Here is a 20,402-nt window from a genome sequence, read left to right as displayed (position 1 = left end):
GGGTGAACACGGGGGTGTTCAGAAGGAAGCGCAGACCTGGGATCGTCGGCTTTCGGCCCGGGTGGCCAGACCGGTCACCGCGCCCAGAGCCGCCAGTACCGCCAGGCCGGTGAATGCCGCCGGGTAACCGCCCAGCGGTCCGGCCAGCGCCGCGCCGGCCCACGGAGCGACCGCGATGGCCAGCATGAGCGGGGTGTGCATGACGGCGTTGAGGGTGGCGTAGTGCGTCGTGCCCCACCGGTCGGAGACGGCGGTGGCCTGGAGGAGGGTGAGAATGCCCCGTGCCATGCCCGCCAGGACTGCGATGGCCAGGACCAGCCCCAGGGGGCCCGGCACCAGCGCCAGGAGGAGGGTGGTCGCAGCGCAGGCGCCCAGCACGGCCACGGCGCGCGCCACCGGACCGGTCCGCCTTTCCAGGGGCGCGTAGACCAGACGGCCCAGGACCTGTCCGAGGCCGCCCACCCCCAGCGCCCAGGCCGCCTCCGCCGTGCCCCAACCTCGTTCCGCCAGGAGGGGAACGAGGTTGACCACGACCGCGTAGACGGTGAAGGACCCCAGAGTCAGGGCCGTCGTCAGAGCCCAGAACGCCCGGCTGCGCAGCACGGAACGCGCTCCGGGTCCTCGCTCGCCGCGCTGCCTGAAACCCTCGGGAGACCAGTCGCGGGGCAGGGCGAGGGCGTGCAGGGGAACCACCACGACCAGCAGTACGAGGGCGAGCCCCAGGTAGGCACCCCGCCACCCCCACACCCCCTCCATGACCGCGGTCAGGGGAGCGAAAACGGTGCTGGCCAGCCCGGCGACCAGGGTCAGGGCGGTCAGGGCCCGCACCTTGGCCTTCCCGTACCAGTGGGTCAGGGCGGCGAAGGCCGGAGGGTAGAACAGCCCGGCCATCGCGGCCCCCGCCACCAGCCAGGCGGTGGCGAAGACCCACAGGTCCGGGGCGAGGGCGATCGCGGCCACGGCGGGGACCGAGAGCACGGCTGCCGCCGTCATCGCCGGGCGCGGGCCCCGGGCCTGGATCCAGCGCCCCACCGGGATACCCGCCAGCCCCGCGATGACCTGCGAGGCGGAGAACAGCGCGGTCACCGTGGTCAGGGACCATCCGGTGTCGGCGGTGATGCCCGGTGCCAGGACCGGGAAGGCGTAGAACAGCACCCCGTAGCCGGTGGTGACGGTGACGCACAGGGCCACCAGACCCCGGCGCGCCCCGACCACCGCGGTGGCGGGCGCGCCGGAGACCCGACCGGGCAGGGGTGTCACGAAACCCGGTCCCGTTCGCCCAACTCCACCAGTTCGACCTGCTGAGCCGGGCCGGAGCAGCAATCGCCCTGCCCGGTGGCGGGCTTCTCCGCGGCCTCGGACGGGTCGCAGGAGCCGACCGCGTCGGCCTTGGTGGCGGTGGGGTCGTCGAACAGCCCGGCGCCGCCGCAGACCCCGGTCTCGGGCAGGGTCAGCTCCACGCGGGCCGCGCTCTCGTGGTCCCCGGCCAGATGTGCGGCGATACTCCGCACCTGCTCGTAGCCGGTCAGGGCCAGGAAGGTGGGGGCGCGCCCGTAGGACTTCATCCCCGCCAGGAAGAACCCCTCCTCGGGGTGGGAGAGCTCGGCCGCGCCGTGCGGGTAGACGGTGCCGCACGAGTGCTGGTTGGGGTCGATGAGCGGGGCCAGCTCCACCGGCGCCTGGAGTGCGGGGTCCAGGCCGAGGCGGACCTCGGACAGCGGGGACAGGTCGGGCCGGAACCCGGTCAGGGCCACGACCTCGTCCACCGGCTCCAGCTCGCGGCCGTCCTCGCCCACCAGGACCAGGCGACCGTCCGCCGATCGCACCTCGGCGGTGCGGAACCCGGTCACCACCTCGACGTCCCCCGCCTCGACGGCCGCGCGGGCCCGCTGGCCGAGGGCTCCCCGCGCGGCGAGCTGGTCGTCCGCGCCCCCGCCGAAGGCGTCCCCGACCTCGCCGCGACGCAGCACCCACAGCGCCTTCGTCCCCGGGCTCTCCTGGGCCAGTGCGGCCAGGGAGACGAGGGCGGTCAGGGCCGAATGGCCGCTCCCGACCACCGCGGTGGTCCGTCCCGCGTAACGGATCCGGGTCTCCTCCTCGCTCAGGTCGGGGATCCGGTAGGAGATCCGTCCGGCCGCGGCGGTCTCGCCCAGGGCGGGCAGGCCGTCACCGCCCACCGGGTTGGGAGATCCCCAGGTGCCCGAGGCGTCCACGACCGCGCGGGCCAACAGCCGCTCCTCGCCCTCATGGGTGAGGACCCGAAGGGTGAAGGGCTGCTCGGCGCGCTCGGCGTCCACGATCCGGTCCCGGCCCAGGCGGCTCACCCCGGTCACCCGGGAGCCGAAGCGCACCCGGTCGCCGAGGGCCTCGGCCAGCGGGGCGAGGTAGCTCTGGGCCCACTCGCGGCCGGTCGGATATCCGCCGTCGTCCGGGCGCTGCCAGCCCGTGCCGGAGAGGAGCTTCTCCGCGGCCGGTGCGACCAGGTCGCGCCACATCGAGAACAGCCGCACGTGCCCCCACTCGGACACCGCTTCCCCTGCTCGGTCGCCCTTCTCCAGGACCAGGACCTGAAGGTCGCGGGCGACCAGTTCTGCTGCCGCCGCCAGTCCTGCGGGCCCGGCTCCGATCACCACCACGGGATGTCCGTCGGCCATGACACACCTCTTTCATCGATTTTTGTCTATGAATGAGGACTCTATCGATGCCCACCGATGGAATCAACCATAGATCGTCGTCGATAATGTGGAGTATGACCGCGACACGATCCGAGCCCGCCGTGCCGGCGCTGCCCCAGACCGACGCCGAGACCTACGCCGCCTGGTTCGCCTGCCTGGCCGAACCCATGCGCGTCCAACTCCTGCACGTCATCGCCACGACTCCGGGATCGGTCAGCGTGGGCCAGCTCGCCGAAATGGTGAACGTCCGCCAGCCGACCGTCTCCCACCACCTGCGCAAACTCGCCGACGTCGGCTTCGTGACCCTCACCAAGGTGGGCACCTCCACCCGGGTCGCGGTCAACCCCAACTGCTGCACCGGCCTGCCCCACGCCGCCGACGCGGTGATGGGCATGGTCAAGGCACGGCCCTGCTGCCCCACCGACCTGCCCGCGGACGTCACCACCCGCCCCATGGCCGACGCGGACCTGGAGGAGGTCAGGGAGATCTACTCGCAGGGGATCGCCACCGGCCACGCCACCTTCGAGACCCGGGCGCCCTCCGTCGAGGACCTGAAGACCACGTGGCTCCCCGGGCACCGCTGGGTCGCCGAAGCAGAAGGGGCCGTGGTGGGCTGGGCCGCCGCCGCGCCGGTCTCCGACCGGGCGGCCTACGCCGGGGTGGCCGAGACGTCGGTGTACGTCGCGGAAGGGGCGCGTGGCCGCGGCGTGGGCAAGGCCCTGCTCTACCGCCAGGTCACCGAGGCCGACACCGGAGGGCTGTGGACGCTTCAGACATCGGTCTTCCCCGAGAACCGCGCCAGCCTGTCCCTGCACCACCAGGCGGGCTTCCGCACCGTGGGCGTACGCGAACGCATTGCTCAACACCACGGCCACTGGCGCGACACCGTTCTGCTGGAACGCCGCCGGGGCGTCGGCCTGACCACAGGCGAGGCGGATTCCTGTGAAGACGGTATGGACTGCGCCACCGCGTGAGGAACCAGCAGGTCGCGGCGGTCATGGCGTGCTCTCGACCGGGCTCGGGGAGGGCGATGACGGGCCGTTCCCGGCGGGTCAGTTGACCACAGTAACCCCGGGCTCGTGCTGCGGAGTTCTCCAGCTCGGGCGTCGAACTTGAAGGCGTCCCGTGCTGCCCGGCTGCGGCTGAGGTTGGGGTACCCCGAGTGTTCGGTCGGGGCACCCGCGCACGTCAGCGCTGAAGCGTGTTCAGCAGGTTGGTCCACTCCGTGCTCTGGAAGGAGAGGTGTCCGTGCTGTCGGTGTTTGGTGTCGCGGATGGCCACGTCTCCACCTTGGTCCGCGACCTCGACACACTCTCCGCCGTGCCCACCGCTGTAACTGGACTTACGCCAGTTGTTCCACCCGTTCTCCACGGTCATCTCTTCCCTACTTGTACTTTTCGTCCAGCAACCGCTGAATGAGCTTTCGGGTCTCTTGCTGCTCCAGCGCAGCCTCCTGCACCTTGTGAAACAAGCCCTGGTAGTAGGAGGTCTCGGACTCCTGCTCCAGGAACAGGCCACCGATGGCGTACTCGATGTAGACCGCGTCACCTGAGTTGACCCCTTCGATGAGGTCGGGGAACCGGAGGAGAACGAAGTTCCCCTCGGTTGCGGCGTGAGCTCCGGCTGTGAAGGGCACGCAACGCAAGTCCACGTTGGGTAGATCTGCCGTCTCCAGGAGGTGGATGAGCTGATTCCTCATCACCTCGGTCCCACCGATCACCCGATGGAGCGCGGACTCGTTGAAGACTGCTGAGAAGCGGAGCGGGTTGTCACCGGTGAGACGTTGCTGCCGACGAACCCGAGCGGCGGCGCGCCCGTCGGCACGGTCGGCGTCGTCCTCGGTGATGGCTCCGATGAGAGCCCGCGCGTAGTCGGCGGTTTGGCAGAGGCCGGGGATGAGGCCGTCGTTGTAGTTGTCGAGCTCTGCGGCTTCGGACTCAACACCGATGTAGGGGGCGAACCACTCGGGCACCGCGCTCGTCTGCCACCAGCCGGGCTCCCGTTGCCGGGCAAGGTCCACCAGCTTGTTCCGGTCTTCCTCGCTGAGCTTGTACATGTCGCCGAGGGCATAGACGACAGCGGGCGGCCAGGGGTGCTCGCTCTTTTCGTACTTGCTGAGCGTTCCGGGGGAAACCCCTACTTGGACGGCAGCGTCTCCAGCTCGGACCCCTGCCGCGCGGCGTGCTTCACGCATGACCCGCGAGAGGGTTCTGCGTGCGATCCCGACGCTTTGCGCCACTGATGTGCTCCCGGGGGGCTTGGATTGCTGGGCTTGCATGCCCCAGTTTGGCGCATGTGATGCCCCACAACCAACACACGAAATCTTACTGGACGAAACTTTCGTCTAAAGCACTTGCGTCTACCTCTCTTGAGTATCAGAATGAATCGTATCGACCTGGTGACTCAGAGGAAGGTCGTTACAAGAATCTTTCGCCTGCTCAGAGTCACCACCAGTGGAGAAGTTTGTTCTACGGAGGGCGTTATGGGTGCTGGTCGGAAAGCGGGACCTCGGCGGCCAGGTGGTGGGGTGGGGCTGTCGTCGGCGGCGTTTTGCTACATGGACGGCAATGAGCAGGTGGTGCCTCGGGTGCGTTCGTGGCTGACCCGGGACGAGCGGCTCCGGGGTGAGAAGGGGTTCTGGGTGGCGCTGGTGGGCAGCGAGCTGGCCACCAACGCGGTGAGGCACACCGCGAGCTGTGAGAAGTACGGGTGGATCGGGGTCTCGATGGAGTTCCTGGGGCACACGACCGTGCTGCTGGGGGTGCTGGATCAGGGGCGTAAGTGGGGCGGGCCCCGGCTGAAGCCGCGAGTGATCGAGCGGGAGCCGGGGGAGATGTACCCGGGCGGGCGCGGGCTGTGGCTGGTGGACCGAATCTCTGAGTACTGGTGGTGGGAGGGGCGCCCGGACCAGCCGCTGTACATGCGGGCGATGATCCACCTCGACCGGGAACCCGACCTGGACGACTAGAGAAACACGGGTGCGGATCGCGGCTGGGGCCAGCGCGGCGGGAAGCGCAGCCTCGGTGCACAGGGGCCATGGACACCCGCGCGCACGCTCTGGGCGATCGACGCACCCTCGGAAAGCACAGTGCCCGGGTCGGTGCACCAATCACCGGCCCGGGCTGATCAACCACCTGAATCAGACAGGGGATTGACCATGGAGAACTCTAGCCGAGGAAGGCACCGCAAGCCCCGTCAGACGATGGCCTCACAGATGTGGTGGGTGTTCGCGTCGGTGGTGGCGTGGGCGCTGTGCCAGGTGATCGGGGCTCCGACGAGGACCGAACCGATCAGGCCCCAGCTGCCTCCGGCTCCGCGGCGGCTGGAGTTGGCGAGCAGCAGCGGGGACCCGGGGGAGTGGGGCCACCCCGACGAGGTGGCGGGGGCGCTGGTGCGGCCCTATCTGGGACGGAGATGACGCAGAGGGCGGGCCGAGGGGAAGGAAGACCGGGGCTGCCGAGGCGTGCCGGATGTCCCGGGCTACTCGGGCTTGGCGGCAGGCTCGGTGGTCTCGAACTTCTCGAGGTGTCCGCACATGCCCCAGGCCGGGGCGGGCTCGCTCCGGAGGACCTCTGCGGACATCAGGTGGGAGGTGTCGCCTGCTTCGAGCGCGTCGAGGCGGGCGGCGGTGCGGGCGACGTCGGCCGCCGGGCCCTGTTCGAAGCGGGTCCGCCAGGCGGGCAGGCCGGCGGAGACCAGACGCAGGGCGGCGGCGTGGAAGTCGGTCATCGCGCTCACGTCACCCGCGTCCAGGCGCTCGCGCAGCTCGGTGAAGCCCGCGACGGCGAGTTCGCGTCGTTTGCGGGCCGAACCCTCGGGGTCGGCGGGGTCGAGGGTGACGGCTCGGGCGTAGGCGGTCGGGTCGGCCAGGACGTCGGGCGGGAAGGTGAGGACGGCGTCACCGGCCTCGGGCAGGCCCGCGTTCTGCATGATGACGACCAACCGCAGGTCGCCGTCGTTGACCAGGCGGTGCACGGTTCCGGGGGCGAACCACAGGAGGTCGCCCTCGCCGAGCGGGTGGGAGGCGAAGCCGTCCGTGGTGAGGGTCTGTACCGCGCCGGAACCACCGGTCACCGCGTACGCCTCGGCGCACGCCAGGTGCATGTGCGGGGAACCGCCGCAGAAACCGTCGGAGCCGGGCGCGGCGGGCCAGTCGTAGACGCGTAGTCGGGACAGCCCGACCCCGCCCGGGAGGGAAGGGGGCCCGCCTGGGCGGGTGGTCTCGGGCTCTGGGCTCACCGTGGCTCCCGGGTCGCTTGATGGAAAGCGCTTTCTGGCAGAGAAGGTACGTTTGTCCCCGACACACTGTCAAGAGCGCACAGAGGAGCCCCGGCGGCCCGCCGGGGCTCCTTCTGTCTTTTCGGTCAGTCGCTCGGCGTCCTGGGAAGCACCACGGTCTTGGGCCCCGGGTAGATGACCCTCTCCTCGCCGTCGGCGAAGCGGACCATATAAGGCGGGTTGTCGTCGGCTCCGAGGACGTCGATGATCTCGGCTTCGTGCTCGCCCTTGGAACTGGTGACCCCGTGCGTGTGCAGGTGGTCCCCGACGGTCGCTCGCATCTGTTCTCCCCCCGCGGTTCGACGACCGGCCTCCCCCAGGCCGGTCTCAGCCGGGTGATACCCGCCCCGAAGCCGGGACGAACCGGGCTACCTCGGGAAACAACGGACCATCGGCCGGACCGGTTCGGGCCGGTGCCTAGGATGTTCGGGTGAACAAGCTTTCCCCGATCATCGCGTTCGTCGTCTTCATGGGTGTGTTCGTGCTCTCGCGGACCGCCACCCGGGACTTCCTGGAGTCCTGGGTCGCCTTGCAGGGCGTGGTCCTGGGCCTGGTCTCCCTGGTGGCGTCGATGGGCATCGCCGCCCTGGCCGCCGGGGCGGTGCTCTACGTGTCCCGGATGATCACCGGCGAGTGACCGGTTGACCCGCCGGTCGGTCCGGTAGCCGATTCCGCAACCGCCCCCGCGGCCGTTCCCGGGCCGCTTCCGCTGAACCCTCAGCCGGTGGACAGGTAGCCGTTCGGGTCGAGCACGTACTTGCTGGCCGCACCCTTGTCGAAGGACTGGTAGCCCTCGGGTGCGTCCTCCAACGGGATGGCGACGGCGTTCACCGCCTTGGCGATCTGGACGCGGTCGTTGAGGATCGCTTCCATCAGCTGGCGGTGGTACTTCATCACCGGGCACTGCCCGGTGAAGAAGGCGTGCGACTTCGACCAGCCGAGCCCGAACCGGATCGACAGCGAACCCTCCTTGGCCGCGTCGTCCGCGGCCCCCGGATCGCCCGTCACGTACAGGCCGGGGATGCCGATGGAACCGCCTGCCTTGGTGACGTCCATCGCCGTGTTCAGGACACTGGCGGGGGCCTCCTCCGAAGCCTTGTCACCGGTTCCGTGCGCCTCGAAGCCGACCGCGTCCACCGCGCAGTCCACGGCGGGCGTGCCGAGCAGCTCCTCGATCTGGTCGCCGGGGTCGCCCGCGGAGATGTTGATCGTCTCGCAGCCGAACCCGCGCGCCTGGGCCAGGCGCTCGTCGTTGAGGTCGCCGACGATCACCACCGCGGCGCCGAGCAGCTGGGCCGAGGCCGCGGCCGCCAGACCCACGGGCCCGGCTCCCGCCACGTAGACGCTCGAACCCACGCCCACGCCGGCGGTGACGCAGCCGTGGTAGCCGGTCGGGAAGATGTCCGAGAGCATCGTGAGGTCGAGGATCTTCTCCAGTGCCTGCTCGCGGTCGGGGAACTTCAGCAGGTTCCAGTCCGCGTAGGGCACCAGCACGAACTGGGCCTGTCCGCCGACCCAACCACCCATGTCCACGTAGCCGTAGGCCGATCCGGGGCGGTCGGGGTTGACGTTGAGGCAGATCTCCGTCCGCCGGGCCTTGCAGTTCACACAGCGTCCGCAGGCGATGTTGAACGGGACCGAGACCAGGTCGCCGACCTCGATGAACTCGACGCCGGGGCCCTTCTCGACCACCTCTCCGGTGATCTCGTGCCCCAGCACCAGGCCCTCGGGTGCGGTGGTGCGGCCCCGGACCATGTGCTGGTCACTGCCGCAGATGTTGGTGGCGACGACCTTCAGGATCGCGCCGTGCGGGACCTCGCGCCCCACGTTCGCCGGGTTGACCCCGGGCCCGTCCCGCAGTACGAACTCCGGATAGCTGATGTCCGCGACCTCGACCTCGCCGCGGCCCTGGTAGAGCACACCTCTGTTGCCGCTCATGGTCCTTCCTACCTCTCCGCTTCGGCAGCCTTCCGGCTCCGTGGCGTGTGGATGTCCTCTCACTCTTTCCGCTGGAGGCGGTCGCTAACCGGGGACCCACTCCGGGGCCGCCGCGCACGTGACCGTTTACTGTGGGCGGCGCGACGGCACGCCGCAGTCTGTTTCTATGGTGCGTAGAGTAGTCTCTATCTGTCATAGAAAACGGGGGCGGGAGAGGTATGCCGAAGGACGCCAGGAGCGACGGGGACGCCAGAGGCGCCAAGGGTGCCAAGGACGCGAAAGGCGCGAAGGGCAAGGGCTCCGGGGGCTCGGCCAAGCCGAAGGACGCCAAGCGAGGGGGCGTCTCGCCGCTGCTGATCGGCGGGGCGGTCGTCGTGGCACTGGTGGTCGCGGTGGTCGTGGGGCTGCGCCTGGAGGGCGGTGAGCAGGGGCAGGACGGGGAGTCGCCGGACACGGCATCGGTGGTCGACCACATCGACGCGGAGCAGCGCGAGTGGGGTCAGGCCCTGGCACGGCGCACCGCGGACGACCCGATGGCCCTGGGCAGCGCCGACGCCCCCGTGGTGCTGGTCGCCTACTCCGACTTCGCCTGCCCCTACTGCGCGACCTGGGCCCAGGAGACCCAGCCCGAGCTGGTCGAGCGCTACGTGGACTCGGGCGAGCTGCGGATCGAGTGGCGGGAGTTCCCCTACCTGGGCGAACTCTCCCAGACGCTGTCCGTCGGGGCGGTCGCCGCCGGTGAGCAGGACGCGTTCTGGGAGTACCAGGAGGCCGTCTTCGACCGGCAGGACGAGCTCAAGTCCGCTTCGGACCCGGCGGGGCTCCTCGACGAGATCGTCGAGGAGCTCGGGCTCGACGCCGAGAAGTTCCAGGAGGATCTGGAGGCCGAGCGGAGCGGGATCGCGGTCGGCCACGACTTCGTCGAGGGCCAGCAGATCGGAGTGAGCGCCACCCCCGCCTTCGTCATCAACGGCGACCCCGTCATGGGCGCGCAGCCCCTGGACGTGTTCGTCCGAAGCGTCGACACCGCCCTCGCCACGGCCGGGGAGTGACGGCCGTGGACATCGGGTTCGTCGCCGCGCTGCTCGGCGGGCTGCTGGCCCTGCTCAGCCCGTGCAGCGCCCTGCTGCTGCCGTCGTTCTTCGCCTACGCCTTCCGCGACACCGGGCGGCTCCTGCTGCGCACCGTGGTCTTCTACGCCGGGCTCTGCCTGACCCTGGTGCCGCTCGGCGCGGGTTCGGCGATGGTGAGCGTGCTCTTCCACGGCCACCGCGACACGCTCATCGCGGTGGCGGGCGGCCTGATCATCGCCTTCGGCATCGCCCAGATCCTCGGCCTCGGCTTCACCTGGGGCGTCCTGGCCAAGGCACAGAGCCGGTTCGCGGGCGGCAAAGGCAACCTGTCCGTCCTGGGGCTGGGCGCCGTCTACGGCCTCGCCGGGTTCTGTTCCGGGCCGATCCTCGGTGCGGTGCTCACCGTCGCCGCGACCGGCACCCCCGGCCGGGGCATGCTCCTGATGGCCGCCTACGGGCTGGGCATGGTGCTGCCGATGTTCTTCCTGGCCCTGCTCTGGGACCACTACGACCTGGGCAGGCGCCGCTGGCTGCGCGGCCGGACCGTGCAGATGGGTCCGCTGCGCACGCACACCACGGCACTGCTGTCCGGCGGGCTGTTCGTGGGGATCGGTGTGCTGTTCGTGGCCTTCGACGGCACCGCCTCGATGACCTCGCTCCCCGGCGCGGGCTGGATGGACGACGCCGCCTACCGGGCCCAGGGCGTGCTCTCCCAGCTGGGGAGCGGTACCGACCTGGTCGCTCTGGTGGCGCTGGCCGCGGCGGTCACCGCGGTGGTGGCCGGAACCCTCCTGGCTCGCCGCCGCGACCGCGCCCAGGAGAGCGAGGAGCAGGAGGAACGGGCGGCGGACCGTGCCGAGTAGGTCGAGTAGCGCGTGCCTCGCAGGGGCGTTGGCCGGGCTCCTGCTGCTCACCGCGTGCGGCCTCGGCCCGTACCCGACCGGGCCCACCGACGCCGAGCCGAGGAACGACCCGGCCGCGCCCCCGCCCACCACCCTCGGCGCCCTCCCGTACCCCCTGGAGGGTCCGGCCCTGTGGACGGCACCCTTCTCCGCCGAACCCAAGGCGGCGGGCGCCTCCTTCGTGGGGGTGGCCCAGGAGAGGACGGGCGGGCCGATCCGCTTCCTCGGCGTGGACCGCGAGGGGGTCACCCGCTGGGCCGCCGAACGGGACCCGAGCTGCACCGGGTTCACCGTCGCGCGGCCGGGGACCGAGGATGACGGATCCGAGTTCGTGGTGCTCTTGGACCGGGTGGCCGACCCCGACGCGGGAGTGTTCGCGGCCGTGACCACCGCCTCCGCACACGACCCGGACACCGGGGAACGGTTGTGGGGGCCCACGGAGGTGCCCGGAACCCTGGTCGGCCCCGGACTGGTGTTCGCCGCACTGCCCGGAAGCGTGATGAGCGACGAGACCGGACCGAAGGCGGCGCTCTCCGCGCTCACCGGGGAGGTGGCCGCGGACGAACGGGACGGGGGCACGGTCCTGCACGAACACCACGGCGCCCTGCTCCTGCACCGCGACGGTGCCCTGCGCGCGGTCGGCCCCGAGGACGAGGACCTGTGGACCCACACCGGCCTGGAGGTCCCGGCCGAGCTGGGGAACGAACCGGTGGCGGTCGGCTACGGGCCCAGGCCCGCCAGCGACTCCAGCGCCGCCGTGGTCCTGGAGTGGACGGAACAGGGCACGGCAGAAGAGGCCGCTGAGGCGGACCCGTTGCTGTACACCGTGCATGACCTGCGCAGCGGCGAGCGCCTGCTGACTCTCGACCCGGACCACCAGCCCCGTCTCCTCGGCGACAGCCAAGGACGAACAGTGGTCCTCGGGGTCCCCGCGGGGGAGGGCGAGCCCGCGCTGTTCGGCCTGTCCGCATCGGATCCCGGACCGGTCTGGGAGCTCCCCGCGCTGCCGGGCGAACGCCTCAGCGGTCTGGTCGGCGACACGTTGTACACCCGGGTCTCGGAGGGGGAGCCGGGCCGGGCGATCGAAGCGGACACCGGGCAGGTCGCCGCCGATCCCGTCACGGGGCGGGCTCCGGTGGCCGCCCTCCCCGGCGGCCCCGCGATCCTCCGGGCGCCCGACAGCGACGCCGAGGCCGGTACCCGCACCGACACCCGCACCGACGCGGACACCCCCTTCGCCGCACTGCCCGTCAGCTGAGCGGCACGCGGGACTCCCTATTCTTGGAGGAAGAAGCGCATGACGAACGGTGGGCCATGAGTAACACGGTTCCGGGACTCGGGTCACTGGAGTCCGCGGTGATGGCGGTCCTGTGGGAGGCCGGACGGCCGCTGAGCGTGCGTGAGGTGGTCGAGGCGCTCGCCGACCGCGAACCCGCCTACACCACTATCTCCACGGTCCTGGAGAACCTGCGCCGCAAGGACTGGGTCGACCGAGAGCGGACCGGCCGCCTGTGGTTCTACCGTGCTCTGCGCGACCGGGCCTCGCACGCCGCCGACCGCATGCACGGCGCCCTCGACGACAGCGGTGACCCCCAGGTGGCGCTGTTGCGCTTCGTCGACCGGATGGACCCGCAGAACCTCGACGTCCTGCGCGAACTGCTCGCCGACATCCCCCGGCGCGAGGACCCGTGACCTGGTCGGTGGCGGCGCTGGCCGCCGTGGTGCTGTGGAGTGCGGCCGGGGCCCGGGCGCTGCGCGCCTTCCAGCTGCGCGCGGGCGCCACCGCCCGGGCGATGCTCGCACTGTGGACGCTGGCCACCGTGACGTGGTTGCTGGCCTGCGCCGTCCTGCTCGCCACCCTGGCCACCCGGGTGATGGGCCCCGGGGTGAAGGCGTTCGTCGCCGCCTGCGTCGACCTCTTCCAGGCCGTCCACCAGAACGGGGCCGCGAGCGGGGTAGCGGCGGCCGGGCTCCTCGGCACCGCCGGGCTGGCCCGGCTCTCCTGGACGGCGGTCCGCCGCCGCCGGACGCGCCGGGCCCAGGCCCGGGAGCACGGTCGGGCGCTCGCGGCCGGCGGACACCGTCGCACCCTGCACCTGGACCGGGTCTGGTTGGTGGAGCACCCCGAACCCGCCGCCTACTGCATGCCGGGCCGGGGCCTGGGCATCGTCGTGACCAGGGGCGCCCTCGACCGGTTGACCGGCCCCGAACTACGCGCGGTGCTCGCCCACGAGCGGGCTCACCTGCGCGGACACCACCACCTCCTGGTCACCTGGACACGGCTGCTCGACACCGCCTTCCCCGGGGTTCCGCTGCTGCGCGCCGCGGCCCGGGAGGTCCCCGAGCTCGTGGAGTGGGCGGCCGACGACCGCGCGGCGCGCGAGGCCGGACCGCACGCGCTGGCCCACGCTCTGGGGATCATGGCGGCTTCGGGCGCGCGCGGCCCCGACCCGGCCCTGTCGGCGGCGGGCGCCTGCCCGGTGCGCCGGGTGCGCCGCCAGGTCCAGCCGCCGGGACCTCCGGCGGGCTGGGCCGCCCACGCCGGGGCCGCGCTGGTCGTGGTGCTGCCCCTGGCCCTGGCCGTGCTCGCGACCGCGCTCAACGTGGTCGTCCCGTACTGCGAGTGCGTGGGCTGAGCGAACCCCTGTCCCGCTGAGGCTGATGGGGCCGCTGGGGCCATGGGGACTGCTGGGGAACCCGGAAGCTCCGGCGAACCAGGATCTCTCCCGCGACCCGTAGCGGAACGCGGTGCGGTTGGGTCATCCTGGGGTCGTGCGGAGCGAGATCGAGAATGTCTACCGGGTGTTCGCGCGCTACCCCCGACCCGCGAGGGTGGAGGGCTGTCGGCACTGCGTCACCGAGAACGACCACCGTGACCTGCTCGGGGCACCGCTGCGGGAACTCGACGCCGAACGGCTGCGCCGGTTCTCCCACAAGGCCCTCAACACCTGGGGCGACGTGGACGACCTGCGCCACTTCCTGCCCCGGCTGCTCGAACTCGCCCTGCGCGGCGAGGGCGACCTCCACGGGCTCTTCGCCAAACTCCACCAGGGCGGGTGGACGGGCTGGCCCGAGGACGAACGCGACGCGCTACGCACATGCCTGTCCGTCTGGTGGGAGGACGGACTCACCGGCACGGAACGCCCCGACGCTCCCCTGGACACCCTCGCCGAGACCGGCGACGACCTCGCCCCCTACCTGGACTCATGGTGGGGCCGGGACACCCCGCAGGCCCTGTGGGCGCTGGCCGACCTGGTCAGCGAGGTCGCGCACACCATGCCCCGGGCCCGCGACGACCGGGTGGTCACTTGGCTGGCGACCACCCGGGGCTGGCTGGAAAACGCGTTCTTCGAGATGTCGGAGGCCGGACAGACCGAGCTGGCCGAAGCCCTTTCGGAGTCCCGCCAGCTCCTCGACCTGGTGACCCTGGACGAGCCGGTGCCCCGCGAACCCGAGATCAGCCCGGAACCCGGCGCCGACGAGCCGCCCGGCCCAGGTAGTGCCAGCTCGGAAGCGACGGGCCCTGAGGCCACCGGTCCACCGGGCCCCGCTGAGACCACCGGATGAGGCGGAGCCCCCGTCTCCAGGGGCTCCGCCCGCTCAGGCCTCAGCGCCTCAGGACCTCACGCCCTAAGCCCTGGCGGCGACCTCCGCCGCGACCGACTTCGGCACCTCGGCGTAGGAGTCGAACCGCATTGTGTAGTCAGCCCGGCCGGACGTGCGGCCGCGCAGATCACCCACGTAGCCGAACATCTCCGCCAACGGCACCAGCGCCGACACCGCCTTTGCGCCGTGTCGATCCACCATCGAACGGACCCGGCCGCGCCGGGCGTTCAGGTCGCCGATCACGTCACCCATGTGCTCCTCGGGTGTGGTCACCTCCACGTCCATCACCGGCTCCAACAGGACCGGTGCCGCCTGCGTGGCCGCCTCCCGGAACGCCTGGAACGCGGCCGTCCGGAAGGCCAGCTCCGAGGAGTCCTCGGAGTGGGCCGCCCCGTCCAGCAACGTCACCCGCACACCGGTCAGCTCGTATCCGGCCAGGACGCCGAGCCGCATCGCCTGCCCGCAGCCCTCGGCCACGGACGGAATGAACTCGCGCGGCACCCGGCCGCCGGTCACCGCGTTCACGAAATCGAGGTCCGCGCCCGCGTCCGTGTTTCCGGGGTTCGGCAGGGGCTCCACACGTATCCGCACCCGGGCGAACTGTCCCTTGCCGCCGGTCTGCTTCCTGTGCGTGTACTCGACCTCGGCCGAACGCCCGAGCGTCTCCCGGTACGCGACCCGCGGACGGCCCACGTTCGCGGCCACACCGAACTCACGCCCCATCCGGTGCGTCAGGATCTCCAGGTGCAGCTCACCCATGCCGCCGAGGATGGTCTGGCCGGTCTCGGCGTCGGTGTGCACCCGGAAGGAGGGGTCCTCCTCCGCCAACCGCTGGATGGCGGCGGCGAGTTTGTCCTGGTCGCCCCGCGAGCGCGGTTCGACGGACACCTGGATGACCGGGGCCGGGAACTCCATCGACTCCAGTATCACGGGCGCCGCCGGATCGCACAGGGTCTCGCCGGTGGTGGTCCGCTTCAGACCCATGACGGCGACGATGTCACCGGCACCCACCGACGCGATCTCCTCGCGTTTGTCGGCGTGCATGCGGTAGATCTTGCCGATCCTCTCCCTGTGGCCCTTTGCGGTGTTGAGCAGTGTGGTCCCGGTACCGATCCGCCCGGAGTAGACCCGAAGGAACGTGAGCCTGCCCAGGTGGGGGTCGCTCATGATCTTGAAGGCCAGCGCGGCGGTCGGCGCCTCGTCGGTCGTGTCGCGGGTGACCGCGGTGTCGGGGTCGCCCGGGAGGTGACCCTCGGCGGGCATGACGTCCAGCGGGGACGGCAGGTAGCGGACCACGGCGTCGAGCAGGGGCTGCACGCCCTTGTTCTTGAACGCGGTTCCGCACAGCACCGGCGTCACCGTCTCGTCGGTACCGCTGTCGGCGCCGAGCGTGAGCCCGAGCACGGCCCGGTGGACCTGCTCCTGCGTGGGTTCGATCCCCCGCAGATACAGGTCCATGAGCCCGGTGTCGCGTTCGGCCAGGGTCTCCAGCAGGCGTTCGCGCCACCGGCGGGCCCGCTCCACCAGTTCCTCGGGTACGGCCACGTCCTCGTAGTCCTCACCCAGGGCGGTGTCGGCGGGCCAGACCAGGGCCCGCATCCGGACCAGGTCGACCACACCGCGGAACCCCGCCTCGGCGCCGATCGGCAGCTGAAGTACCAGCGGCACCGCGCCCAGGCGTTCGGCGATCATGTCCACGCAGCGCGCGAAGTCCGCGCCCACCCGGTCCAGCTTGTTCACGAAGCAGATCCGGGGCACGCCGTACCGGTCGGCCTGGCGCCACACCGTCTCGGACTGCGGTTCCACACCGGCCACGCCGTCGAACACCGCGACCGCGCCGTCGAGCACCCGCAGGCAGCGCTCCACCTCGGCGGTGAAGTCGATGTGCCCGGGGGTGTCGATGAGGTTCACCGTGTGCGCGACCCCGTCCACCGTCCACACGCAGGTGGTGGCGGCCGAGGTGATGGTGATGCCGTGTTCGCGCTCCTCGGGCAGGAAGTCCATGGCGGTGGTGCCGTCGTGGACCTCGCCGACCTTGTGGGAGACGCCGGTGTAGTACAGGATGCGCTCGGTGGTGGTGGTGGTCTTGCCCGCGTCGATGTGGGCCATGATCCCGATGTTGCGGACCGCGGCCAGGTTCAGCTGGGTGGTGGCCATGGTGTCGTTCCTCTCTGCGATCGTCGGGGCGACCATTCGGGGCGGTGCGCGCATGCCTGTCGGGCCGTGGGTACGGCCTGCCGCCAGACCCGGGGGACAGGGGTTCTGCCAACCGGTCCTGGCGTGAGCGTAAGGCGCCGGGTACGGGCGAATCCACGGGTTTTACGGGGTTTGCGCGTGATCGGCCCAGCCGTCCCGGGGCCCTGTGGTCGGAGACGGGTGCCTGAACCAGTGGGCCGAGTGTCAGCGGGGTTCGGTACAAAGACAACGAACCCGACGTCGACCCCCCAGGAGCATCCGGTGCCCTTCCACGAACCCGGCCACCCCGACGACCTGACCCACCCCTCGGTCATCTGGGCGCTGGCCGTCTTCCACATGACCTTCGAGAGGGGCACGGTGGCCAACGGGTGGAATCACGAGCACTGGGTACGGGACTCCGAGCTGCAGGTGATCGACGGCGGCGGCCGCTGGTGGCGGATGGTCCGGATCGAGGGCGGCCGGTACCTGATCGTCGGCTGGGAGCGCAGTTCCGGGACCCTGTACGAAGACGACCAGGCCTGTCTCGACCTGTTGGCGGGAGCCCCGGACTGGATCCCCTGGGAGTGGGCGCAAAGGGTCGACGACGAGACCCCGTTCGGTTTCGCCTACTGGTGGGACGGTCGGCGCTGGGGCCGGGCGGGCTACCCCGACCAGGTCGACTCGGACGGCCTGGACGTACAGCTCGGCGGCTACGTCTCGGCGGAGAGCCACCTCGCCTTTCTTGTCGAGCGCCTGGAGATCTTTTGGGACCTGTGGGATGAGCACGAGCCCTCGGAAGAGGAGTTCGAACAGTTCATGAGGCCGATCGTGGAGCGGGTGGCCGAGGCCCCGGTGGAGGCTGACTGGATCTGTGGGGCGCTCCTGGACGTCTCCGTCGAGTTCGAGAAGGAAAAGGTGCTGGAGGTCCTGGGACTGGGTGGGATGATCGCGGGCGCACCCGTTTCGCCCGGGTTCCCCGCCGGCACGGGCCGCCCGGCGGACAGGCCCGACCAGTGGCCGTTGGGGGAGCCCCCGCTGCCCGTCGTGTGGGGCCGACCACTGACCGAACCCGCCTGAGGTCGGCCCGAAGCGGCGGCCGGGTGACCAGGAGGTTCGTCACAAAGGGGGCAACGGGGGTGCCGGCGTCCGGTGGTCGGATGAAACACTCCGCTCATGCTCGGTATCACTGACCTGCCGGCCTACCTGGCGGGGCTCATCCTGATCATCCTCCTGCCGGGGCCCAACTCGCTCTACGTGCTCTCCGTCGCCGCGCGCAGCGGTACCCGCACCGGGTACAAGGCGGCCGCGGGCGTGTTCACCGGCGACACGGTACTGATGCTGCTCGCGGCGGCCGGCGCGGCCACGCTCCTCCAGACCAACCCGTTGCTCTTCGCGATAGTGAAGTACGTGGGCGCCGCCTACCTGATCTGGATGGCGATCGGGATGCTGCGTTCCGCCTACGCCATGTGGACCTCCCGGCACCAGCGGGCCGAGGACCAGCGGGCCGCTGACGCGGAGACGGGCCCGGCCGACCGGGAACGGCCCTTCCGCAGGGCGCTCGTGGTGTCCCTGTTCAACCCGAAGGTGATCCTCTTCCTGATCTCCTTCTTCGTGCAGTTCGTCGATCCGGCCTACGCCTACCCGGCGCTGTCCTTCCTGGTCCTGGGCTTCCTGCTCCAGTTCGTCAGTTTCCTGTACCTGTCCGTGCTGATCTTCAGCGGGACCCGGCTGGCCGCGGCCTTCGGGCGGCGCAGGAGGCTCTCCGCGGGAGCCACCTCGGCGGCGGGCGCGCTGTTCCTGGGGTTTGCGGTGAAGCTGTCCGTCAGCAGCGCCTGACCGAGGTCGGGACGGGCAGCGGGTGAGGGCTGGATGTCGGCGCGGCACGGTAGGAAGATTCCTGCCCCGACCACCCGCGCCCGCTCGCGTTCACCACAGGAGTTCCCGTGCCGTTCCACAGTCCAGGCCGCCCCGAGGACCTGCCCGACCCCTCGCTGATCTGGGCGCTGGCCTCGCTGTCCTGCGCCGTCAGCGCGGGGCTCGGTAGTTACTGGCCCGAGTTCCAGTGCCTGGAGGACGACGGCCTCCAGATGGACGACGGCGGCGGTAACTGGTGGCGGATGACCAGGGTCGAGGGCGGTCGGATCCTGTTGGTCGGCTGGGACGACACTGGTAAGACCATCCCCTCGGACGAACCCCCCATCGACCTGCTGGCTGGTGCCCCCGAATGGCTGCCGTGGGAGTGGGTGGAACGGGCTGAGGAGAGAGGCGACTTCGGCTTCGCGTACTGGTGGGACGGCACCTGGCAGCGGGTGCCCTACCCGGACTGGGTCGAGGAGGACGGCCTGGGGATCATGCTGTCTCCCTGCTCGTCCGTGGCCGAGCTGCTGGTCGAACTCGGTGATCGCGTGGACACTGCCCTCCGGTATCGCGATGAAGTCCCCGACCAGCTTCCCGAAGAGGAGACGGTGGAGGCGGCGATCCGCGCGCTGGCCGAAGTGGTGACGGTGGGTCGGGTCAGCCCGGAGAGCGTTCGGGAGACGCTCGGCCCCCTGGACGGTGCACTCGACCCCGAAGCCCTCCTCGGGGTCCTGGAGCGGGCCGGACTCGTCCTCGGAGACCAGGCCCCGCCGGAGGTGCCCGCGGGGACCGGGCGCCCGGCCACCCGGCCCGCCCCCTGGGTGATCAGCTACAACGAGTGGGCGGGAATGGTCACCAGGGTGGCCCGGGCCGCGACCGAGCTCGAACGGCCGGAGGTCCCCGAGAGTGACCTGCTGCGCGAGCTGAAGGAGTGGGTGCGCGGTGCGGCCGACCGGCACGGAGGGACGCTCACCTACACCGCCCTCTGCGTGGAGCGAGCGAGCAGCATGTCTTTGCACAACGGCGCGGGGGAGCGGGTGAGCGATTCGGACATGCCCACGGACGTCTTCGATCTGCGCGGGCTCGAACGCCATCCTGAACGCGGATCCTGGTTCTTCCTGAGAGTGCACGCCAGCCCGGAGGGGGTCGCCGTGGAGCGGGCCTACGACCACTACCCGGCGTGGTGGCGAAGCTCCGGGTTCATGTCGACGCCGGGTATCGGGTCACTGCGGGCCGAGATGGACCGTAGGGCGACCGAGTGGTGGCCGCACTGGGTCTGGCTCCTCGACGACGAGATCCCGCAGCACCCGCCCGAGGATCCCTTCACCTGGTCCGCGCCGCCGGCCCAGGCTGGCGAGTAACAGCCGGGGTGAGGCGAGTATCAGCCGGAATCAGGCGGGTGACCGCGCCCGCGCAAGGGTGATACCGGGACATCACGGGCATCTCGACGCGGCGAGCGAAGATTTCCAGAAAACTCTTCGGGGTCGCGGAATAGCTCCAGGGGTGCTGCCGTTACACGAGGCGGGTCGGTGCGGTTTAAGTGTCCCCCGGGCTCTAATCAACGCCTTCAGGGAATACCGCACCCCAGCGGTGGCAGGAGCCCTGTTGTGCCACCCGCCGTGAGGCGACCGCCGCACCGGCCCCTCAGCTTCACGAAGGCCCACCGGAAACATCCGGTGGGCCTTCGTCGTGGTACGCCCGGCATGGGCAGTTGCTTGAGGGTGAAAGTCCCTTGCGGGAGGAGATGGTGCCAACCGCGAGCCGGAGGCAACGGCGTCATCGCGAGGTGGGGTCGGAAGGAAGCCCGAGGCGAAACCCTGCACTGAGGAACACGAACCGTGTATGAGGCAGTCCGACCGGGGTGAGCCAGCCACGGATGGCGAAGCCCGTCACCGTCA

The 20,402-nt window shown here is 70.9% G+C and carries 21 protein-coding genes; 13 read left to right on the top strand and 8 right to left on the bottom strand.

Translation table 11 applies throughout. The annotated features are described in order from the left end of the window. Nucleotides 1-18: 18 nt before the first annotated feature. Together NE857_RS31060 and NE857_RS31055 are read right to left on the bottom strand one after the other, a co-directional pair. The gene (locus NE857_RS31060) at nt 19-1,260 is read right to left on the bottom strand and encodes an MFS transporter (RefSeq protein ID WP_254418824.1); all 1,242 of its coding nucleotides are present in this window, start codon (nt 1,258-1,260) and stop codon (nt 19-21) included. Then, nucleotides 1,257-2,654, bottom strand: a complete 1,398-nt coding sequence (locus NE857_RS31055) for an FAD-dependent oxidoreductase (protein WP_254418823.1) — start codon at nt 2,652-2,654, stop codon at nt 1,257-1,259. Before NE857_RS31055 ends, NE857_RS31060 begins: the two co-directional genes overlap by 4 nt. Before the next feature lie 95 nt (nt 2,655-2,749). Here NE857_RS31055 and NE857_RS31050 point away from each other — a divergent pair, with 95 nt between their 5' ends. After that, the gene (locus NE857_RS31050; RefSeq protein ID WP_254418822.1) at nt 2,750-3,649 is read left to right on the top strand and encodes a helix-turn-helix domain-containing GNAT family N-acetyltransferase; all 900 of its coding nucleotides are present in this window, start codon (nt 2,750-2,752) and stop codon (nt 3,647-3,649) included. Between the two features lie 214 nt (nt 3,650-3,863). Here NE857_RS31050 and NE857_RS31045 read toward each other — a convergent pair whose 3' ends face one another. Both NE857_RS31045 and NE857_RS31040 read right to left on the bottom strand, forming a co-directional pair. Next, complete coding sequence (locus NE857_RS31045; protein WP_254418821.1) at nt 3,864-4,052, bottom strand: DUF397 domain-containing protein; 189 nt, start codon at nt 4,050-4,052, stop codon at nt 3,864-3,866. 7 nt (nt 4,053-4,059) lie between these two features. Further along, nucleotides 4,060-4,869, bottom strand: a complete 810-nt coding sequence (locus NE857_RS31040; RefSeq protein WP_254418820.1) for a helix-turn-helix domain-containing protein — start codon at nt 4,867-4,869, stop codon at nt 4,060-4,062. 363 nt (nt 4,870-5,232) lie between these two features. On the opposite strand from NE857_RS31040, the gene NE857_RS31035 reads away from it, so the two are divergent. Together NE857_RS31035 and NE857_RS31030 are read left to right on the top strand one after the other, a co-directional pair. Beyond that, entirely contained in the window at nt 5,233-5,643 is a 411-nt protein-coding gene (locus NE857_RS31035) for an ATP-binding protein (protein WP_254418819.1), read from the top strand. Nucleotides 5,644-5,877: 234 nt separating this feature from the next. After that, entirely contained in the window at nt 5,878-6,093 is a 216-nt protein-coding gene (locus tag NE857_RS31030; RefSeq protein WP_254418818.1) for a hypothetical protein, read from the top strand. A 62-nt stretch (nt 6,094-6,155) separates the two neighbouring features. On the opposite strand, the gene NE857_RS31025 is transcribed toward NE857_RS31030, so the two are convergent. Continuing rightward, entirely contained in the window at nt 6,156-6,914 is a 759-nt protein-coding gene (locus NE857_RS31025; RefSeq protein ID WP_254418817.1) for a cupin domain-containing protein, read from the bottom strand. 125 nt (nt 6,915-7,039) lie between these two features. After that, nucleotides 7,040-7,234 (bottom strand): DUF1918 domain-containing protein, encoded by a 195-nt coding sequence (locus tag NE857_RS31020; protein WP_254418816.1) that lies wholly within the window; start codon nt 7,232-7,234, stop codon nt 7,040-7,042. A gap of 149 nt (nt 7,235-7,383) precedes the next feature. On the opposite strand from NE857_RS31020, the gene NE857_RS31015 reads away from it, so the two are divergent. Beyond that, nucleotides 7,384-7,590, top strand: coding sequence for a hypothetical protein (locus tag NE857_RS31015; protein ID WP_254418815.1), 207 nt, complete (start codon nt 7,384-7,386; stop codon nt 7,588-7,590). An 80-nt stretch (nt 7,591-7,670) separates the two neighbouring features. Here NE857_RS31015 and fdhA read toward each other — a convergent pair whose 3' ends face one another. Beyond that, nucleotides 7,671-8,891, bottom strand: coding sequence for a formaldehyde dehydrogenase, glutathione-independent (fdhA, locus tag NE857_RS31010; protein WP_254418814.1), 1,221 nt, complete (start codon nt 8,889-8,891; stop codon nt 7,671-7,673). Nucleotides 8,892-9,109: 218 nt separating this feature from the next. On the opposite strand from fdhA, the gene NE857_RS31005 reads away from it, so the two are divergent. The 6 genes from NE857_RS31005 to NE857_RS30980 all read left to right on the top strand — a co-directional run bounded on the left by NE857_RS31005 (nt 9,110) and on the right by NE857_RS30980 (nt 14,433). Then, entirely contained in the window at nt 9,110-9,943 is an 834-nt protein-coding gene (locus NE857_RS31005) for a DsbA family protein (RefSeq protein ID WP_254418813.1), read from the top strand. Between the two features lie 5 nt (nt 9,944-9,948). Further along, the gene (locus NE857_RS31000; RefSeq protein ID WP_254418812.1) at nt 9,949-10,827 is read left to right on the top strand and encodes a cytochrome c biogenesis CcdA family protein; all 879 of its coding nucleotides are present in this window, start codon (nt 9,949-9,951) and stop codon (nt 10,825-10,827) included. Nucleotides 10,828-10,855: 28 nt separating this feature from the next. Continuing rightward, on the top strand, nt 10,856-12,124 hold the full coding sequence (locus NE857_RS30995) for a pyrroloquinoline quinone biosynthesis protein (RefSeq protein ID WP_254418811.1): 1,269 nt from the start codon (nt 10,856-10,858) through the stop codon (nt 12,122-12,124). Nucleotides 12,125-12,180: 56 nt separating this feature from the next. Continuing rightward, complete coding sequence (locus NE857_RS30990) at nt 12,181-12,558, top strand: BlaI/MecI/CopY family transcriptional regulator (RefSeq protein WP_254418810.1); 378 nt, start codon at nt 12,181-12,183, stop codon at nt 12,556-12,558. After that, entirely contained in the window at nt 12,555-13,502 is a 948-nt protein-coding gene (locus NE857_RS30985; RefSeq protein WP_254418809.1) for a M56 family metallopeptidase, read from the top strand. The genes NE857_RS30990 and NE857_RS30985 overlap by 4 nt, the downstream gene beginning before the upstream one ends. Before the next feature lie 136 nt (nt 13,503-13,638). Next, nucleotides 13,639-14,433, top strand: a complete 795-nt coding sequence (locus NE857_RS30980; protein ID WP_254418808.1) for a hypothetical protein — start codon at nt 13,639-13,641, stop codon at nt 14,431-14,433. A gap of 63 nt (nt 14,434-14,496) precedes the next feature. On the opposite strand, the gene fusA is transcribed toward NE857_RS30980, so the two are convergent. Further along, entirely contained in the window at nt 14,497-16,629 is a 2,133-nt protein-coding gene (gene fusA / locus NE857_RS30975) for an elongation factor G (protein ID WP_254418807.1), read from the bottom strand. Nucleotides 16,630-16,929: 300 nt separating this feature from the next. Between fusA and NE857_RS30970 the strand changes: the two genes are divergently transcribed. From NE857_RS30970 to NE857_RS30960, 3 genes are all read left to right on the top strand, one after another. Next, a complete protein-coding gene (locus NE857_RS30970; RefSeq protein ID WP_254418806.1) occupies nt 16,930-17,724 on the top strand; it encodes a hypothetical protein in 795 nt (264 codons plus the stop codon). 96 nt (nt 17,725-17,820) lie between these two features. Then, a complete protein-coding gene (gene leuE, locus NE857_RS30965) occupies nt 17,821-18,483 on the top strand; it encodes a leucine efflux protein LeuE (RefSeq protein ID WP_254418805.1) in 663 nt (220 codons plus the stop codon). 107 nt (nt 18,484-18,590) lie between these two features. Continuing rightward, nucleotides 18,591-19,865 carry a hypothetical protein gene (locus NE857_RS30960; RefSeq protein WP_254418804.1) on the top strand — a complete coding sequence of 425 codons (1,275 nt, stop codon included), beginning with the start codon at nt 18,591-18,593 and terminating at the stop codon, nt 19,863-19,865. The last annotated feature ends 537 nt before the right edge of the window (nt 19,866-20,402 follow it).

Source organism: Nocardiopsis exhalans, from assembly GCF_024134545.1.
Taxonomy (GTDB): Bacteria; Actinomycetota; Actinomycetes; order Streptosporangiales; family Streptosporangiaceae; genus Nocardiopsis; species Nocardiopsis exhalans.
This window is presented reverse-complemented; position numbering and strand designations above follow the sequence as displayed.

What these genes read in the sequence shown, in the direction of transcription:
- fusA (WP_254418807.1), bottom strand. Translation starts at nt 16,629, where the DNA reads ATGGCCACCACCCAGCTGAACCTGGCCGCGGTCCGCAACATCGGGATC.
- NE857_RS30990 (WP_254418810.1), top strand. Translation starts at nt 12,181, where the DNA reads ATGAGTAACACGGTTCCGGGACTCGGGTCACTGGAGTCCGCGGTGATG.
- NE857_RS31050 (WP_254418822.1), top strand. Translation starts at nt 2,750, where the DNA reads ATGACCGCGACACGATCCGAGCCCGCCGTGCCGGCGCTGCCCCAGACC.
- NE857_RS31030 (WP_254418818.1), top strand. Translation starts at nt 5,878, where the DNA reads ATGGCCTCACAGATGTGGTGGGTGTTCGCGTCGGTGGTGGCGTGGGCG.
- fdhA (WP_254418814.1), bottom strand. Translation starts at nt 8,891, where the DNA reads ATGAGCGGCAACAGAGGTGTGCTCTACCAGGGCCGCGGCGAGGTCGAG.
- NE857_RS31055 (WP_254418823.1), bottom strand. Translation starts at nt 2,654, where the DNA reads ATGGCCGACGGACATCCCGTGGTGGTGATCGGAGCCGGGCCCGCAGGA.
- NE857_RS31040 (WP_254418820.1), bottom strand. Translation starts at nt 4,869, where the DNA reads ATGCGTGAAGCACGCCGCGCGGCAGGGGTCCGAGCTGGAGACGCTGCC.
- NE857_RS31035 (WP_254418819.1), top strand. Translation starts at nt 5,233, where the DNA reads ATGGACGGCAATGAGCAGGTGGTGCCTCGGGTGCGTTCGTGGCTGACC.
- NE857_RS31020 (WP_254418816.1), bottom strand. Translation starts at nt 7,234, where the DNA reads ATGCGAGCGACCGTCGGGGACCACCTGCACACGCACGGGGTCACCAGT.
- NE857_RS31005 (WP_254418813.1), top strand. Translation starts at nt 9,110, where the DNA reads ATGCCGAAGGACGCCAGGAGCGACGGGGACGCCAGAGGCGCCAAGGGT.
- NE857_RS31045 (WP_254418821.1), bottom strand. Translation starts at nt 4,052, where the DNA reads ATGACCGTGGAGAACGGGTGGAACAACTGGCGTAAGTCCAGTTACAGC.
- leuE (WP_254418805.1), top strand. Translation starts at nt 17,821, where the DNA reads ATGCTCGGTATCACTGACCTGCCGGCCTACCTGGCGGGGCTCATCCTG.